This is a genomic window from Nocardia sp. NPDC058499 (genome assembly GCF_042719915.1).
Classification (GTDB): domain Bacteria; phylum Actinomycetota; class Actinomycetes; order Mycobacteriales; family Mycobacteriaceae; genus Nocardia.
The window spans coordinates 128,947-145,414 of record NZ_JBHXMZ010000004.1 but is presented as its reverse complement, the minus strand read 5'-3'; the positions used below and the strand labels follow the sequence as shown (position 1 = coordinate 145,414).

General features: G+C 67.5%; 14 protein-coding genes. 3 read left to right on the top strand and 11 right to left on the bottom strand.

The genetic code is table 11. The features are described from left to right. Positions 1-295: 295 nt before the first annotated feature. The gene (locus tag ACFWPH_RS14265; RefSeq protein WP_378751740.1) at positions 296-1,012 is read left to right on the top strand and encodes a TrmH family RNA methyltransferase; all 717 of its coding nucleotides are present in this window, start codon (positions 296-298) and stop codon (positions 1,010-1,012) included. 41 nt (positions 1,013-1,053) lie between these two features. On the opposite strand, the gene ACFWPH_RS14260 is transcribed toward ACFWPH_RS14265, so the two are convergent. The 7 genes from ACFWPH_RS14260 to clpB all read right to left on the bottom strand — a co-directional run bounded on the left by ACFWPH_RS14260 (position 1,054) and on the right by clpB (position 9,092). Continuing rightward, positions 1,054-1,368, bottom strand: a complete 315-nt coding sequence (locus ACFWPH_RS14260) for a DUF4190 domain-containing protein (protein WP_378750985.1) — start codon at positions 1,366-1,368, stop codon at positions 1,054-1,056. Positions 1,369-1,745: 377 nt separating this feature from the next. Next, the gene (locus ACFWPH_RS14255; protein ID WP_378750983.1) at positions 1,746-2,435 is read right to left on the bottom strand and encodes a lysoplasmalogenase family protein; all 690 of its coding nucleotides are present in this window, start codon (positions 2,433-2,435) and stop codon (positions 1,746-1,748) included. Positions 2,436-2,437: 2 nt separating this feature from the next. After that, positions 2,438-3,496 carry a beta-ketoacyl-ACP synthase 3 gene (locus tag ACFWPH_RS14250; RefSeq protein ID WP_280414856.1) on the bottom strand — a complete coding sequence of 353 codons (1,059 nt, stop codon included), beginning with the start codon at positions 3,494-3,496 and terminating at the stop codon, positions 2,438-2,440. An 81-nt stretch (positions 3,497-3,577) separates the two neighbouring features. Next, on the bottom strand, positions 3,578-4,126 hold the full coding sequence (pyrE, locus tag ACFWPH_RS14245) for an orotate phosphoribosyltransferase (protein WP_033246456.1): 549 nt from the start codon (positions 4,124-4,126) through the stop codon (positions 3,578-3,580). A gap of 125 nt (positions 4,127-4,251) precedes the next feature. After that, positions 4,252-5,328, bottom strand: a complete 1,077-nt coding sequence (locus ACFWPH_RS14240; protein WP_378750981.1) for a hypothetical protein — start codon at positions 5,326-5,328, stop codon at positions 4,252-4,254. Positions 5,329-5,393: 65 nt separating this feature from the next. Further along, the gene (locus tag ACFWPH_RS14235) at positions 5,394-6,191 is read right to left on the bottom strand and encodes a DUF5666 domain-containing protein (protein WP_378750979.1); all 798 of its coding nucleotides are present in this window, start codon (positions 6,189-6,191) and stop codon (positions 5,394-5,396) included. Positions 6,192-6,488: 297 nt separating this feature from the next. Beyond that, positions 6,489-9,092, bottom strand: a complete 2,604-nt coding sequence (gene clpB / locus ACFWPH_RS14230; RefSeq protein ID WP_378750977.1) for an ATP-dependent chaperone ClpB — start codon at positions 9,090-9,092, stop codon at positions 6,489-6,491. Positions 9,093-9,427: 335 nt separating this feature from the next. Here clpB and ACFWPH_RS14225 point away from each other — a divergent pair, with 335 nt between their 5' ends. After that, positions 9,428-10,585: a globin domain-containing protein gene (locus ACFWPH_RS14225; RefSeq protein ID WP_378750975.1), complete on the top strand. Its 1,158-nt coding sequence runs from the start codon at positions 9,428-9,430 to the stop codon at positions 10,583-10,585. Positions 10,586-10,737: 152 nt separating this feature from the next. Next, positions 10,738-11,520, top strand: coding sequence for an FAD-binding oxidoreductase (locus ACFWPH_RS14220; protein ID WP_378750973.1), 783 nt, complete (start codon positions 10,738-10,740; stop codon positions 11,518-11,520). 288 nt (positions 11,521-11,808) lie between these two features. On the opposite strand, the gene ACFWPH_RS14215 is transcribed toward ACFWPH_RS14220, so the two are convergent. The 4 genes from ACFWPH_RS14215 to dnaK are packed head-to-tail and all read right to left on the bottom strand — an operon-like array spanning position 11,809 to position 16,018. Continuing rightward, a complete protein-coding gene (locus ACFWPH_RS14215) occupies positions 11,809-12,222 on the bottom strand; it encodes a heat shock protein transcriptional repressor HspR (RefSeq protein ID WP_378750971.1) in 414 nt (137 codons plus the stop codon). Beyond that, positions 12,222-13,382: a molecular chaperone DnaJ gene (gene dnaJ, locus ACFWPH_RS14210; RefSeq protein ID WP_378750969.1), complete on the bottom strand. Its 1,161-nt coding sequence runs from the start codon at positions 13,380-13,382 to the stop codon at positions 12,222-12,224. The genes ACFWPH_RS14215 and dnaJ overlap by 1 nt, the downstream gene beginning before the upstream one ends. A 51-nt stretch (positions 13,383-13,433) precedes the next feature. Continuing rightward, positions 13,434-14,171 (bottom strand): nucleotide exchange factor GrpE, encoded by a 738-nt coding sequence (grpE, locus tag ACFWPH_RS14205; RefSeq protein WP_378750967.1) that lies wholly within the window; start codon positions 14,169-14,171, stop codon positions 13,434-13,436. Then, positions 14,168-16,018, bottom strand: a complete 1,851-nt coding sequence (gene dnaK / locus ACFWPH_RS14200) for a molecular chaperone DnaK (RefSeq protein ID WP_378750965.1) — start codon at positions 16,016-16,018, stop codon at positions 14,168-14,170. Before dnaK ends, grpE begins: the two co-directional genes overlap by 4 nt. Positions 16,019-16,468: the final 450 nt, after the last annotated feature.

Genomic DNA, 16,468 nt, shown 5'->3' with positions numbered 1-16,468 from the left:
AACCGTTCGATTCACCGGCGTTTGCGTCGGATCCGCGGTGAATTGCCGCCGGACAGAGCATGGAGCAATGCCCGCACACTATGTCAAGGCTGGTTAACAAAGAAGCCGGATTGCGCGCGTGCCCCTCGGGCGGCAACCAGGCCCGGCAGTAAACCGAATCGGCACAGGCAATTTCGATCGGACCAGGCCGAACAGCGGCCCGCCCCGCGCACCGAACTACGATCGTGCCGTGACGAACGCAGCGCCATCGGCCGGCCCGGACCCCGACCATCGCCCGACCGAGGCCACCGCGGCGATCGCACCGGCCCCGGATCCGGACGCACGGCGCGACGACGATACGGCAGCCGAACCCCTCGAGAACGAACCCGGCCCCACGGAATGGGGCGAGCACCCGCACGGCGCCGGCCCATGGGCCGAGGAACACACCGCCCCGCCGCCGGAGGACGACCGGCTCGATCCGGTACTGCTCGCGGAAGGCGATCGACGCAACGTGGTCGACGCGTATCGATATTGGACCCGGGAGGCGATCGTCGCCGATATCGACCGGCGCCGCCACCCCTTCCATATCGCCATCGAGAATTTCGGGCACGACGCCAATATCGGCACCGTGGTGCGTACCGCCAACGCCTTCGCCGCCGGCGCGGTACATATCGTCGGCCGCCGCCGCTGGAACCGGCGCGGCGCCATGGTCACCGACCGCTACCAGCACATCGTCCACCACCCCGATATCGAAGCGCTGCTGGAATTCACCAACTCCGAGGACCTGAGTGTGGTCGCCGTGGACAATGTGCCGGGCTCGGTGCCGCTGGAAACGGTGCGCCTGCCGCGGCGATGCATGCTGCTGTTCGGTCAGGAGGGCCCCGGGGTGAGCGACGGCGCCCGCGATGCCGCGGTACTCACCGTATCCATCGCCCAGTTCGGGTCCACCCGCAGTATCAACGCGGGTGTCGCGGCAGGTATCGCCATGCACACCTGGATCCGGCAGCACGCCGACCTCACCACCGCCTGGTGAGGATCACCGGCCCCGAGCTTCCGTGAACCGGCCGGCGGATATCAGGCCGAAGCCGCCCCGATGATCGCCAGCACGATGAAGAAGACGACCGCGAGCAGATACAGGATCAGCACGACCGATGTGACGATGCCGAGGACATAACCGATCATCACATTGCTGCGGCCACCGACGGTGCCGCCGGAGGCGTCGATCTCGTTGAGCGCCTTCTTACCCATCACCCACGCGAACGGACCGCAGATCGCGCAGAACAGACTGACGATCCCGAGGACGAGCACGGTGGTGGTCTGCGGATGGTCCGGCGGCGGCGGACCGTATCCGGGATATCCGTACCCGGGCGGCGGGGTGGGGTAACTCATGCGTGGATAGTAACCGCACCGGTCGACACCGCACGACCGGAAAACTGCAGGCGGAGGCTCGGTATCGCGACTGCCCCTCGAGCTCGGTCTCGCGAGCGCGCCTCGGGACCGGTACGCGAGCGCGCCTCCAGCTCAGTGCGGAGTGTGTGCCCCCGGAACACCACCGAGCGTGCACCTCCAGCTCAGCACCGAACATGTTCCCCCCGGAACAGCACCGAACATGCGCCTCCGGAACAGCGTCGAACGTGCACCCCGGGTCAGCACCGAGCATGCGCCCCGGAACAGCGCCGAACGTGCACCCCAGGTCAGCACCGAGCATGCGCCCCGGAACAGCGCCGAACGTGCACCCCAGGTCAGCACCGAGCATGGGCCTCGGATCAGCGTCGAGTGTGCGCCTCGGGGTCAGCGAGCAGGAACTGGGCGCCACCGTAGGTCGCCAGAATGATCCCCTCGATAACCCGGCGCGATCGCTGCCCGCGGGCGAACAGCCGCCGCACCACGATGAGACCGTCGGAAACCGTGAACAGCAGGGCACCCAGGCCGAGCCGGCTGCGCGGATCGGCATCGGGAATATTGAGCCCGGCAATATTTTTCGCACCCGGCGCCAGCGCCGGATCGGAGGCCAGCACCGCCGCGCTCCCCAGGGTGAGACCGTAGGCGCTCAACGGCGCGGCGAGCGCCGGAGCCTTGGTACGCAACATCCCCGCGGCGCCTGCCCAAGCCAGTACGCGTGGAATGACGGTATTCGCCCGCGGACGCGCACCCCGCCGCCACCACAGCGTCGCGTACCCGCTCTGCATCACGGCGAACGACGAGGCACCGGCGATCAGCCGGCGATCGTCGTCGGGTTCGATGAGCAGCACATCACCGACGGTCGCGGCGCCGAGCGAACCCAGCAGCAGGGTGCGTTCCGGCGGCGCGATATCCGCTGTGCTGGTGGCGATATCGGCCGCCAGCAACGGCATCATCAACGGTTTCGCCGCCCACTGCAACGATTGCCGCCCGGTCAGCGCACCCGCCACGGTGACGGCTGTCGCGACCAGATACCCCGCGCGGAAGGGCCGCATCACTACAGGCTCGCCTCGGCGGGCGCGGGCGGCAGGGTCACGACCTGCCCCGCATAGCTGAGTCCCGCGCCGAAACCGAGCAGCAGCGCGAGCTGCCCACCCTTGGCTTTACCGGTCGCCAGCATCTCCTCCATGGCCAGCGGAATCGAGGCCGCGGATGTGTTTCCGGTGTTCTCGATATCGCCCGCCATCGGAATATCGTCGGCCAGGCCGAGGTTCTTCTTCATCAACTCGTTGATCCGGGCATTCGCCTGGTGCGGGATGAAGACCTCGATATCTTCCTTCGATACCCCGGCCATATCCAGCGCGGTGGACAGTGCACGCGGCAGAGTAACGGCCGCCCAGCGGAAAACGCGGGGGCCCTCCATCCGCAGCGCCATCCGGCCGACCGGCTCCACTTCGGGATCGGTGCCCTGCAGGTCTTGCGCCCGCTGCATGTAATCGATGAAGTTGACGTCCTGTTTGATGGCGTCGGCGTTCTCTCCGTCGCTGCCCCAGACCGTCGGCGAGATCCCGTTCTCCTCGCTCGGCCCGATCACCACCGCGCCCGCACCGTCACCGAAGATGAACGCCGTCCCCCGGTCGGTGGGGTCGATTCCGATGGTCATCGTCTCGGCACCGATGAGCAGGACGTATTCGGCGGAACCGGCGCGGATCATATCCGCGGCCACACCGAGCCCGTAGCCGAAGCCGCCGCACCCGGAGGTGAGATCGAAGGCGGGAATACCGTTCATTCCCAGATCGCTGGCGACGATCGGGGCGCCGTGCGGGGTCAGCATCGGCCAACTGGACGTGGCCAGGATGAGGGCGCCGATCCGCGAGGGATCCACTCCGCTGTTGCGCAGCGCCCGCCCGCCGGCGGCCACCGAGATCGACCGCAGCGATTCGTCGCCGCTGATCCAGCGCCGGTTCCGGATACCGCTGCGCTCGAAAATCCACTCGTCCGAGGAGTCCAGTACCTGGCATACCTCGTCGTTGCTGACCACGCGCTGCGGCCGGTAGGCACCGATTCCGAGCATCGCGACGTTGTCGTGCCCCTTTTTGCCCGCAATGCTCACCACGACGCTCACGACCCTTCACTCACTGTACTGACGGATTCCCAGGCTAACGGAGCCGGATACGACGTCGAACAGCCCGTCGGTTCAGCCCAGTGCCAGATCCTTGAGACCGAGTATGGAGCGATAGGGCAACCCTTCGTCGGCGATCACGCGATCCGCGCCGGTTTCCCGGTCGACCACGGTGGCCACCCCGACCACCGTCGCGCCCACCTCGCGCAATGCGCGCACGGCGGTCAGCGGGGAATTCCCGGTGGTCGTGGTGTCCTCCACGACCAGTACCCGTTTGCCGACCACATCGGGCCCTTCGACCTGCCGCTGCATCCCGTGGGTTTTCGCGGCCTTGCGCACCACGAACGCGTCGATGGGCCGGCCGGGTGCGTGCATCACCGCGAGTGCGACCGGATCGGCGCCCATCGTGAGCCCGCCGACCGCGTCGAATTCCCAGTCCGCGACCAGTTCCCGCAGCAATTTGCCGATCAGCGGACCGGCGCGGTGGTGCAGGGTCGCCCGCCGCAGGTCGACGTAGTAGTCGGCCTCTTTTCCGGAAGACAATGTCACCTTGCCGTGCACGACGGCTAAATCGCGCACCAGCCCGGCCAAGACATCCCGGTCGGTCGTTGCCTGGTCGATCATCGGTGTCCTTCCGCCCGTGGAGGCGAGTCGCGGCGAGTACGGTCGCGGCGCATGCTCGGCGCCTTGCGAGCAGAATACGGGGGCGCCGCCACGGTGGTTACCGCAGGTCGCGAGTCATCGCGGAGCTACTGCGGCACCGGCCCCTGGTAGGGGCGGAAACCGGGGTGGAAGGGCCCGCCGGGCAGCCGGGGGGCGTGCTCGTCGTCGGCGACGGAATCACGGCGGCCGGGGGCGGGCCGATCCGGTTCCTCGGCTCCGCCGGACCGCGCACCGGCCGGTTCGGGGCGCGGGGGGCGATTCGCGGGCCGGGCATCCGGGACCACGGCCAGGCTCGGCCGGCGCGGCGGTACCTCGTCACCGGGAAGGCCTCGGTCATCCTGGTCGTCGACTTCTTCGTGAGTGTCACGGCGGTAGCGGACGTTGGGCCCCGGGTGACCGTAGTCGTCGTCGCCGTCGGCGGGGTACTCGTCGTAGTCGTCGTAATCGTCGTATTCGCCGTCCGGTCCGTCCGGAGCATCGTCGTCGTACTCCGCCGAACGGATCCGGGCGCGGGGATGCGCGGGGCGGGGATCCTGCTCGTCGTTGCGGTTCTCGTTGACCGGCGGCAGCACGTGCAGCAGACCGGACAACCGCAGGACGGCGTCGATACCGGTCTCCCAGTCCTTCGGGGATGTGCCGACGGGGAGCATGCCGAGGGTCCAATTGCCCTCACTCCACAGCATCTGCACCGTATCGGACAGCGATTCGATGAACGCGACCATTCGCTGATCCACCGCGTGCCGGGCGATCTCCGGATTGGTCGCGAACACCACCCGGTCGCCGATGGCACCGAGCAGTTCCAGATCGGCGTCCTTGGGCGGATTCATCGTCTTCACCCGCATATCGACGTCGATATCCGAGCCGATCTGCCGGCGCACCGCGACCAAGGTCGCGGAATCCTCCAGATCCAGTAGCACGAATTTCTCGCCCTTGCGGATACCGGTCACCACATCGACCGCCGTCAGGTACCCGAGCTTGGCCAGCGCACCGCGCCGCCAGGTCGAGGCGAGCGCCGGTTCCACCGACACATAGGTGTATCCCTGGGCTTTCGCCCACACCTGCCGCGCGTGACCGGTCCGCTGCCGCTGGCGCCGGTCGAAATAGAGCAGCACGATCGCACCCGCGAGGGTGATTGCCGCCAGCCCGAACCACATTGCCGTCATCGTCGCCTAGCCTATCCACCCGCCCGGCGTAATGCCGGGCACCCACACTGCGCGCCGCGGTTTTCTCATCGGCCGCCCCCGTCGAGGGCGGTGCTGATGATCACCTCGGCCTGAATGGATCCGTCCGGGCTCTGCTGCCCCTGCACGATCACCAGATCCCCGGCGGGCAGCGCGTCGACCGTGGCGCCCGCCAGCGATATCACCTGGGTGGCCTCGGTCGTATGCACCGTGACCTCGGTGCCGGTGAGAGTGCTCAGGGTCAGTGTGCCACCACTGTTGGAGCTGATCGTGCCCATGGTGGTGCCGCCGGCGTTCGGATCCCCCGAATCGGGCATACCCGGATCGCCCGGCAGGGGCGGTAGCTCGGGGAACGATTCCTCGGGCAGCGGCGGAACCTGCCTGCCGAGCGTCCGGCTGGTTGTCGTGTCGTCGCCGGCGGTGGATTGTGAATCGTCACCGCTGAACAGCATTCCGGCGCCGACACCGGCCAAGCCGATCAACACGATCGCGGCCAGTCCGACGCCCAGCCAGATACCGGTTTTGTTCGACGGGGGCCGCGGCGGTTCCTGCCCGGGCGGGGGGCCACCGGATTGCCCGTAGGGGTCGTGCGGGCCCGGGCCACCGGCACCCCATTGCGGGTTGCCGTAGGCGTAGCTGTCATAGGTCGGCATTTCCCGGGTCGGGTTGGGGCCCTGGCCCCAACCGCCGTAGGGATCGGTACCCGGGTAGGCCGTGGTCGGCTCCACGAAGCCCGGGCCGTCGGCCGTGGGCATTTTCTCGGTCGCCGATTCTCCCGGCTGACCCAGGCGCTGGGTCGGCTCGTCGTCCGGCCGCCTTGCCCAGGGATCGTTCGGGTTGGTCATGCCATCCAGACTAAGCGGTATCTCCGCGGCCGTTCGGGCCCTGCGCATAAACATGCCGACACCTCGCCCCGCACCGCGAGCCGCCGTGCATCTCGGCGAACCCGTGCTCAGGCCCGTGTTCCGACCCTCCGCCCCGCCGACCCCGGCCCCTGCTCATCGCGGGGGCGAGCAGGGCTGCCGTGCGCGACTCGCTGTCGTCCAGGTCCGGTATGCCTGCACACCGGAGCATCACCGCGCCCGGGTACGGTGCGCTGCCCACGCCGGGCCCCGGCACGGCGATGCGCCGGTCCGGGGCAGTTACCGGGCCGCAGTGCCGCCCGCGCTCGCGGCGCTCGGTTCGCGCAGCCGGCGCCCGACCATGAGACCGTCCCCGTCCGGACTCACCCCGACCTCGACGGTGTCGCCGTCGGCGACCTCCCCGGCCAGTAGTTCCTTGGCGAGGGTGTCGCCGATCGCCTGCTGGATCAGCCGGCGCAACGGGCGGGCGCCGTACACCGGGTCGTAGCCGCGGACCGCGAGCCAGAACCGCGCCGAATCGCTGACGTCCAGGGTGAGTCGCCGCTGGGCGAGCCGCCGCTGCAGCTGTTCGAGCTGGATATCGACGACATAGGCGAGCTGTTCCTCGTCCAGCGAGCTGAACATCACCACATCGTCGAGGCGGTTGAGGAATTCCGGTTTGAACGCCGAACGTACCGCGTTCATCACGAAATCCTTGTCGCCGCCGGCGCCGAGGTTCGAGGTGAGGATGAGGATGGTGTTGCGGAAGTCCACCGTCCGGCCCTGGCCGTCGGTGAGCCGGCCCTCGTCGAGCACCGCGAGCAGGATGTCGAACACATCCGGGTGCGCCTTCTCGATCTCGTCGAACAGCACCACCGTGTAGGGCCGACGCCGCACCGCCTCGGTGAGCTGACCGCCCTGGTCGTAGCCGACGTATCCGGGCGGCGCACCCACCAGCCGGGCCACCGCGTGCTTCTCGCTGTACTCGCTCATATCGATGCGGACCATGGCGCGTTCGTCGTCGAACAGGAAGTCGGCGAGCGCCTTGGCGAGTTCGGTCTTACCGACGCCGGTGGGTCCGACGAACATGAACGACCCGGTGGGCCGGTTCGGGTCCGCGACCCCCGCGCGGGCACGCCGTACCGCATCGGAAACCGCCTGCACGGCCTCGGTCTGGCCGACCACGCGCCGCCCCAGTTCGGCCTCCATCCGGAGCAGTTTCTCGGTTTCGCCCTCGAGTAGCCGGCCGACCGGGATTCCGGTCCAGGCCGAGATCACCTCGGCGATATCGTCGGGGCCGACCTCCTCCTTGAGCATCACCTCGCCGTCGGCGGCGGCCCCGGAGACACGCTCGGCTTCGGCGAGCTCTTTCTCGAGCGCCGGGATCCGGCCGTACCGCAGTTCGGCCGCCTTACCCAGATCGCCGTCGCGTTCGGCGCGGTCCGATTCCCCGCGCAGGCCCTCGAGCTGTTCCTTGAGCGTCCGCACCTGGTCGATCGCGGTTTTCTCGTTCTGCCAGCGGGTGGTGAGCTGGTTGAGCTTCTCGCGGCCGTCGGCGAGTTCGCCGCGCAGCTTCTCCAGCCGCTGTTTGGATGCCTCGTCGGTTTCCTTGGCCAGCGCGACCTCTTCGATTTCGAGGCGGCGCACGGCGCGTTCCACCTCGTCGATCTCCACCGGCCGCGAATCGATCTCCATCCGCAGCCGGGACGCGGATTCGTCGACGAGGTCTATCGCCTTGTCCGGCAGGAACCGCGAGGTGATGTAGCGGTCGGAGAGAGCGGCCGCCGCCACCAGGGCGGAATCGGTGATCCGCACGCCGTGGTGCACTTCGTAGCGTTCCTTGATCCCACGCAGGATGCCCACGGTGTCCTCCACCGAGGGTTCACCGACGAGAACCTGCTGGAAGCGGCGTTCCAGGGCCGCGTCCTTCTCGATGTGCTTGCGGTACTCCTCGAGCGTGGTCGCGCCGACGAGCCGCAGTTCACCGCGCGCCAGCATCGGTTTGATCATATTTCCGGCGTCCATGGCGGATTCGCCGGTCGCACCGGCGCCGACGATGGTGTGCAGTTCGTCGATGAAGGTGATGATCTGGCCCGCGCTGGACTTGATCTCCTCCAGGACCGCCTTGAGTCGTTCCTCGAATTCGCCGCGGTACTTCGCGCCCGCGACCATCGCACCGAGGTCGAGCGAGATCACGCTTTTACCGCGCAGCGATTCGGGCACGTCCCCCGCGATGATGCGCTGGGCCAGGCCCTCCACGATGGCGGTCTTACCGACGCCGGGTTCGCCGATGAGCACCGGATTGTTCTTGGTACGCCGTGACAGCACCTGCACCACGCGGCGGATCTCGGTATCGCGGCCGATCACCGGGTCGAGCTTGCCCGCGCGTGCCGCATCGGTGAGGTCGGTGGAGTACTTCTCCAAAGCCTGATAGCTGCCCTCGGGATCCGGGCTGCTGACCCGGGCGTTACCCCGGACGGCGGTGAAGGCCTCGCGCAGCGCGGCCGCGGTGGCGCCGTACTTTTCGAGCAGCATCGTGATATCGGTATCGCCGGTGGCGAGCCCGACCATCACATGCTCGGTGGAGACGTATTCGTCGCCGAGTTCGGTGGCCAGATGCTGAGCCGCGGTGATCGCGGCCAGCGCTTCCCGGCCGAGCTGCGGGGTGGTGGTGGCGCCGCTGGCGCGGGGCAGCCGGTCGACGATGTCCTGGGCCTCGCGGCGCACCGTGGCGGGATCGGTGCCGACCGCTTTCAGCAGTGGCCCGGCGATCCCGTCGGTCTGGTCCAGCAGTGCCACCAGCAGATGGGCCGGACGGATCTCCGGATTACCGGCCGCCGACGCCACCTGGAGGGCGGCGGTCAGGGCGGCCTGGGTCTTGGTGGTGGGGTTGAACGAGTCCACGAAGCACCTTCCTGCTAGTCGATATCTCCTCCGGCAACCGCGCCCGACTCCGGGGACTCGTGCCGTTCTGCTCGGTTCAACGTCCGAAAGGTTGAGTCTGTTCCGCTCAAGTCTGAGATTTTTCCGCCGCCGACCTCGGCGGCAGGTTGCCGGAAAGATGCCGGCTCCCCGCTCACGCCGCCGCGGCAGTACCCGCGGACAAGATCGGCCAAACCAGGTACTCGTATTTCACATCCACCATCATCACAATTTTCGGGGATACTGGTCGGATGAAGGACCGCCGGTAACGGCAACGTCCTTATCGGGCAGATATCAGGGAAAGGAAGCTCCACGCCGTGGATGCGCGTTCGGCAGCGCTGGTCCGCGCCAATTTCCAGTCGGTGCTCGACGCACCGCATGGACCCGAGCGGTTGGTCAGCGCTTTTTACGGTCACCTTTTCGCCGAGAATCCGCGGCTGCGGGAGTTGTTCCCGCCGACCATGGATATGCAGGCGAAACGGCTGACCACCGCGATCCAGTACATGCTGGATCACCTGGAGGACTGGGACCGTGCACAGAAGTTCCTGGAACAACTGGCACGCGATCACCGCAAATACGGGGTCGAGGCCGCGCACTACGATCAGGCCGGTCCCGCGCTCTATGCCGCCTTCGGGACCTACAACGGCCCGAACTGGACCAGAGAACTCGCCGAAGGATGGCGCGATGTCTGCCTGCTCATCTCCGCCGCGATGGCGATAGGCGCCAATTCCGACGATTCCCCGCCCTATTGGGAGGCCACCGTTGTCGGGCACCGCCACGTCCTCGACGACCTGGCGATCGTGCGTTTGCAGTCCGATGACCCGATCCCGTATCTGGCCGGACAGTACGTCCCCGTCTCGGTGCCGCAGCGGCCCCGGATGTGGCGTTATCTCTCCCCCGCCATCCCGTCGAACCCGTACGGCGAGATCGAGTTCCACGTACGCAAGGTCCGCAGCGGCTGGGTGAGCCCCTCCGTCGTCAACGAAACCAAGGTCGGCGACCGCTGGCTCATCGGCGGGCCGCTCGGCGGGCTCCAGGTGGACCAGGACAGCGACCGCGACGTGCTCATGATCGGCTCCGGTACCGGTATCGCACCGCTGCGCGCGCAGTTGATCGAAATGGGCCGCCGCGGAATCAATCCGCGGGTCCACTTCTTCATCGGCGGCGCCTACCCCTGCGAACTGTACGACGTGGAGAACATGTGGCAGCTCTCGCAGAGCAACCCGTGGCTCACCATCGTCCCGGTCTGCGAACACAAGACGAACCCGTGGTGGTACCCGCATCCCACCGAGGACGCGCCCTACGGGATGCATCGGCGCCTGGTCGGAAACCTCGGCGCCGTGGTGGCCAGTTTCGGTGCGTGGGAGGATCGGCAGATCCAGATCGCCGGTTCGGCGAAGATGATCGCGGATACCCGGCGCGCGCTCCTCGCGGTCGGCACTCCGGAGGAGATCATCAGCACCGATCCGGTCTGAGCGGGTCCCCGGCCGGCAGCCCTTGCCGCACCTGCCGACCGGCCGGAGAATGGTGCGGTACTCCGTTCCGGCCCCCGCGAACCGCGCACGCCCGACCGGCTGCCTCGCCCACACCTGCGCCGACCGCACGATTCCGCTCCGAAGGACTGCCTGTGACCAATGGCCCCCGCGTCGACCCGCACCGCTCCGACCAGCCGACCCAGTGGTTCGCCGATGTGGTCGAACATCACCGGCTGCGCCACGATCTGGCGGTGATCCGGCTGATCGGCGAATACGTCCCGTTCACCGCGGGGCAGTCGGTGGAGATCGAGGTTCCGCAGTTCCCGGGGATGCGCCGCCGTTTCTCCCCGGCGCTACCGCCCTCGCTGGACGGCAAACTCGAATTCCATATCCGTACCGTGGCGGGCGGCTGGTGCAGTAGCGGGATCGTCGCCGACACCCGGCCCGGTGATCGCTGGAAACTGGCCGCACCGGCGGGCATGTTCAGTGTGGACCCCGACGGCGACGAAGTCGTGATGATCGCCGGCGGTACCGGATTGGCGCCGCTGCGGTCCCAGCTCCTGGAACTCGCCCGGCACGAGTACCCCCCGACCACCTACCTCTTCTTCGGCGGCTTCTCCCCCCGCGACCTGTACGCCGCCGATATGCTGGTCCTCCTCGCAGCGGACCTGCCGTGGCTCACCGTCGTACCGGTCGTGGAACGCCTCGAGGACCCGTCCTGGCCCGACGAATGGCACGACCGGCACCGGGTGGATATCGGCTTCGCCGACGACGACCTGATCCAGGGCACCCTCGCCGAGGTGGTCGGCTCCTACGGCAGTTTCAACCGGCATCAGGTCCTGGTGTGCGGGTCTCCCGCGATGACCCGTTCCACGGTGGAAAAGCTGCTCGACGCCGGAACCCCACCGGAGCGAATCCAATTCGAAGGCGCCTGATAAGGCAGAGCTCCGCACAGCCGTCCCCACAGCCACCGAGCAAAGAATTGATCGGCCCACTCTGCCCCTGACATGCCCAACGGCGACGCCGAGTGGAGCACACCCGATAGCGTCACCCCAGAACCCGACGTAACCAGCGGCGGAGCCGAGTCTTACGAGGCCCTGAGAGGTTTTGGCCCGTCCCTGCTGTCAGCGCTCGATGCGATGCGGCGAAGCCGCGAGTGTCGAGTGCTGACAGCAGGGACCAAGGGGGGCCAAAACCCGCGGCGCCGCAGGCGCCGCAGGAAATTACCGCCGCCGGTTACGGGGCTGCCAGACGACCAATGCGGTATTGCGCTGTGGCGGGATCAGTTCCGGCCGGTAATCCGGCCGGGCCCGTTCCCGTTCCAGCGCCGCGGCCAGTTCGACAACCCGCTCCTGCAGTTCGGATACCTGGTTGGTGAGTTCGATGATCCGTTTGATCCCGGCCAGGTTGACGCCCTCGTCCTGGGACAGCCGCTGCACTTCTCGTAGCAGCTCCACGTCCCGTTCCGAGTAGCGCCTACCGCCACCCGATGTGCGCTGCGGTGTCACCAATCCCAGCCGGTCGTAGGTGCGCAGTGTCTGCGCATGCATACCGGCCAGCTGAGCGGCCACCGAGATCACGAAGTATTCGGCCCGCGCCGAACTACTTTCGGATGCCCGTTTCGGATCGTTGGACATCACGCACCTGCCCATCCAGCTCTCGGATCGAAGCCGCTGGCCTTCTCCGCCTCCTGCAGCGCACGCATTGCGGCCACGGCGTCGTCGTCCAGCTTCGGCGGCACGGCGACCTTCACGGTGACCAGTAGATCACCGGCTCCGCCACCACGTTTGGGAACTCCGCGACCACGCACCCGCAGGGTGCGACCGTCGGCGGTACCCGGTGGCACCTTCACGCCGACCCGGCCCTCCAGAGTGGGCACCGATACGGTCGTGCCGAGCACCAATTCACTGTAGCTGACCGGCAGTGCCAGGGTGAGGTCGTCGCCGGTCCGGCCGAAGACCTTGTCCTGGCTCACCCGCACCGTGACGTACAGGTCGCCCGAGGGGGCGCCGCGCAGTCCGGCCTCGCCCTGCCCGGCCAGCCGGATCCGCTGCCCGTCGGCGATACCCGGTGGGATCCGCACATTGATGGTGCGGGTGCGGTTCTGGATGCCGTTTCCGTGGCAGTCCACGCACGGGTCGTCGATGATGGATCCGGTGCCGCGGCATTCGTCGCACGGTTCGCTGAAACCGAACGCACCCTGGTTCCGGCTCACCACACCGCTGCCGTTGCAGATCGGGCACACCCGCGGGCTGGTACCCGGTTTCGCACCGCTGCCGTGGCAGGTGGTGCACGGCGACGGGCTGGTCAGGTGCAGTGGAACCGTCACACCGCGCGCGGCTTCGCGGAACCCGAGGGTTGTCTCGGCCTCCACATCCGCACCCCGGCGCGGCCGGCTGGTGCGGGTACCGCTGCGGTTGAACAGCCCGCCGAACAGGTCGCCCAGGCCGCCGTCGGCGCCGCCGGCCTGCTGCCCGAAGATATCGCCCAGGTCGAATCCCTGGGTGAAACCGCCACCGCCACCCGGCGTGAAACCACCGCCCCGGCCGTACCCGCCGCCCGCGAACAGCCGGCGGGTTTCGTCGTATTCTGCGCGTTTGGCCGGATCCGACAGCACGGTGTGGGCCTCACTGACGGCCTTGAACCGTTCCTCGGCCTTGGCGTCCCCCGGATTGGCGTCCGGGTGCAGATCACGGGCGAGTTTGCGGTACGCCTTCTTGATCTCATCGGTGGAGGCGTCGGAGGAGACGCCCAGTTCCTTGTAGAAGTCCTTTTCGATCCACTCCCGCTGGCTCACCGGGCATCTCCTCCTTTCCCCATCGCTGCGCGATCCCGCGCCGCGGGATCACTAATTCGACGAACCGGCATCCGCATCCGATGCCTCCGCTGCTGCGGCTTCGGCCGCGGGAGCGGCATCGGCGGCGGTGTCGGCCGCGGTATCACCCACGCCGTCGGTCACTCCGACCATCGCGTGCCGCAGCACCCGCTCGCCGAAGCGGTAACCCTTACGCATCACCACGCCGATCACCGGATCGTGCCCGGCGCCTTCGTGCTGTACGGCCTCGTGCAGATTCGGGTCGAAGGCATCGCCCTCGGTCCCGAATTCCTCGAGCCCCTGTTTACGCAGTGCCTCGATCAGCTTGTCGGCCACCGAACGCAACGGTCCGGATTCCAGGTCGCCGTGCGCTTTGGCGCGGTCCAGGTCGTCGAGCACACCCAGGAGCTCGGTGACCACGGCGGCCTTCGCGGTATCCATCGCGGTTTTGCGATCGCGTTCGACCCGGCGGCGGTAGTTGGTGTACTCCGCCGTGAGCCGCTGCAGATCGGCGGTGCGCTCGGCGAGTTCGGCCGCCGGATCGGTTACCGTCGCGGCCTCGGCGGCCACCTCGGCACCGTCACCGTCCAGACCCGACTGCGGCGCCTGCGGGGCGACCCGCTCCTCGGCATCCGCGGCGGTCCCGTCCCCGGCCGGGGCGGCCGCATCGGCAGCCCCGGCCGGATCCCGGACCTCGCCGGTTTCCGGATCGATCTTGCGCTTGTCGACGAAGCTGATCGGTTCCTCGGAATTGTTACCCGCGTTCGTCACTTCTTCTCCGTGTCGACCGGTTCGTCCACGACCTCGGCGTCGACCACTTGGTCGTCACCGGCGGCATCGCCGGTGGCACCGTCGCCGGACGCCGCGCCCTCGGCCGCCGAGGCCTCGTAGATCGCCTGGCCCAGGGCCTGCGATTCGGTGGCCAGCCTCTCCACCGCGGCCTTCACCGCGGCGGTATCGGTGCCCTTCAGCGCTTCCTTGGCCTCACCGATCGCGGCCTCGACCTTGGACTTCACATCCGCGGGGACCTTGTCCTCGTTATCGGCGATGAACTTCTCGGTCTGGTGGACCAGCGATTCGGCCTGGTTGCGGGTTTCCGCTTCCTCGCGCCGCTCCTTGTCCTCGGCGGCGTGTGCCTCGGCGTCCTTGACCATCCGGTCGATCTCTTCCTTGGACAGGCCGGAGCCGTCCTGGATCTTGATCGTGTTCTCTTTACCGGTGCCCTTGTCCTTCGCGGTCACGTGCACGATGCCGTTGGCGTCGATATCGAAGGTGACCTCGATCTGCGGCACCCCACGCGGGGCCGGCGGGATACCGGTGAGCTCGAAGGAGCCGAGCAGTTTGTTGTGCGCGGCGATTTCGCGCTCGCCCTGGAACACCTGGATCTGCACCGACGGCTGGTTGTCGTTGGCCGTGGTGAAGGTTTCCGAACGTTTGGTCGGGATGGTGGTGTTGCGCTCGATGAGGTTGGTCATCACACCGCCCTTGGTCTCGATACCCAGCGACAGCGGGGTCACATCGAGCAGCAGGACGTCCTTGACCTCGCCCTTGAGCACACCGGCCTGCAGGGCGGCGCCCACGGCGACGACCTCATCCGGGTTCACGCCCTTGTTGGGCTCCTTGCCACCGGTGAGCTCGCGGACCAGATCGGTCACGGCGGGCATCCGGGTGGAGCCACCGACGAGCACGACGTGGTCGATATCGGCGACCTTGATCCCGGCATCCTTGACCACGGACTGGAACGGCGCGCGGGTGCGGTCCAGTAGATCGGAGGTGATCTTCTGGAATTCGGCGCGGGTGAGCTGCTCGTCGAGGAACAGCGGGTTCTTCTCCGAGTCGACGGTGATGTAGGGCAGGTTGATCGAAGTGCTCTGCGAGGAGCTCAGCTCGATCTTGGCCTTTTCCGCGGCCTCACGCAGCCGCTGCATGGCCATCTTGTCCTTGGTCAGGTCGATACCCGAGCTCGACTTGAACTTGTCGACCAGCCATTTCACGACCCGCTCGTCCCAGTCGTCACCACCGAGGTGGTTGTCACCGGAGGTGGCGCGGACCTCGACGACGCCCTCGCCGATTTCCAGCAGCGAGACGTCGAAGGTGCCGCCACCGAGGTCGAAGACCAGGATGGTCTGTTCCTTGTCGCCCTTGTCCAGGCCGTAGGCCAAGGCCGCGGCGGTGGGCTCGTTGACGATGCGCAGCACATTGAGGCCGGCGATCTGGCCGGCTTCCTTGGTGGCCTGACGCTGGGCGTCTTCGAAGTAGGCGGGGACGGTGATCACCGCATCGGTGATCTCCTCACCCAGGTAGGACTCGGCGTCGCGCTTCAGCTTCATCAGCGTGCGCGCGCTGATCTCCTGCGAGGTGTACTTCTTGTCGTCGATCTCGACGGTCCAGTCGGTGCCGATATGGCGTTTGACCGAGCGGATCGTACGGTCGACGTTGGTTACTGCCTGGTTCTTGGCGGGCTGGCCCACCAGAACCTCTCCGTTCTTCGCGAACGCGACAACCGAGGGCGTAGTGCGCGAACCCTCGGAGTTGGCGACGACGACCGGCTCACCACCTTCGAGAACGGCGACGACCGAGTTCGTGGTCCCGAGGTCGATTCCGACCGCACGAGCCATTTGTTGTTCCTCCTCATTTTCGACTGCTTGTGTCTGTACGGGCTGTCCGCCCCAATACACCGAGGCCCCGCAGGGCCTGCGACGCTCGGACCAGCCCCAGGCACGGCATAGAGCACGGTCCCAGCAATACTGAGCGTGGTCGGCTCAATCCTGCCTGCCGAAGGTTCGGCCGTCAAGTCAAACTTGAGTCGACTTCACTCAACATTGTCGATCTGCTCAACCTCCACATCCGGCGATGTATTCCCGGACCGCAACGCACGGTGGTTCGGACCGGAAACGCTCCGGGACACACCCGGCCACGTCTACCCGCGATCCGGACACGCACACCGCGCCCGGATCCCGGCTTGCCCCGGATCGCCCGAGGCCACACCCAGGTTCCAGGTCCGGCACCGACCCCGGATCTACCCGGTAAACATCGCGGGGCACACCCGGGTACCCGATCGTTATGCG

Coding starts and splice junctions, on each gene's coding strand:
- ACFWPH_RS14260 (WP_378750985.1), bottom strand. CDS start 1,368: ATGAGTTACCCCACCCCGCCGCCCGGGTACGGATATCCCGGATACGGT.
- ACFWPH_RS14255 (WP_378750983.1), bottom strand. CDS start 2,435: ATGCGGCCCTTCCGCGCGGGGTATCTGGTCGCGACAGCCGTCACCGTG.
- pyrE (WP_033246456.1), bottom strand. CDS start 4,126: ATGATCGACCAGGCAACGACCGACCGGGATGTCTTGGCCGGGCTGGTG.
- ACFWPH_RS14240 (WP_378750981.1), bottom strand. CDS start 5,328: ATGACGGCAATGTGGTTCGGGCTGGCGGCAATCACCCTCGCGGGTGCG.
- ACFWPH_RS14235 (WP_378750979.1), bottom strand. CDS start 6,191: ATGACCAACCCGAACGATCCCTGGGCAAGGCGGCCGGACGACGAGCCG.
- ACFWPH_RS14215 (WP_378750971.1), bottom strand. CDS start 12,222: ATGTCCAACGATCCGAAACGGGCATCCGAAAGTAGTTCGGCGCGGGCC.
- dnaK (WP_378750965.1), bottom strand. CDS start 16,018: ATGGCTCGTGCGGTCGGAATCGACCTCGGGACCACGAACTCGGTCGTC.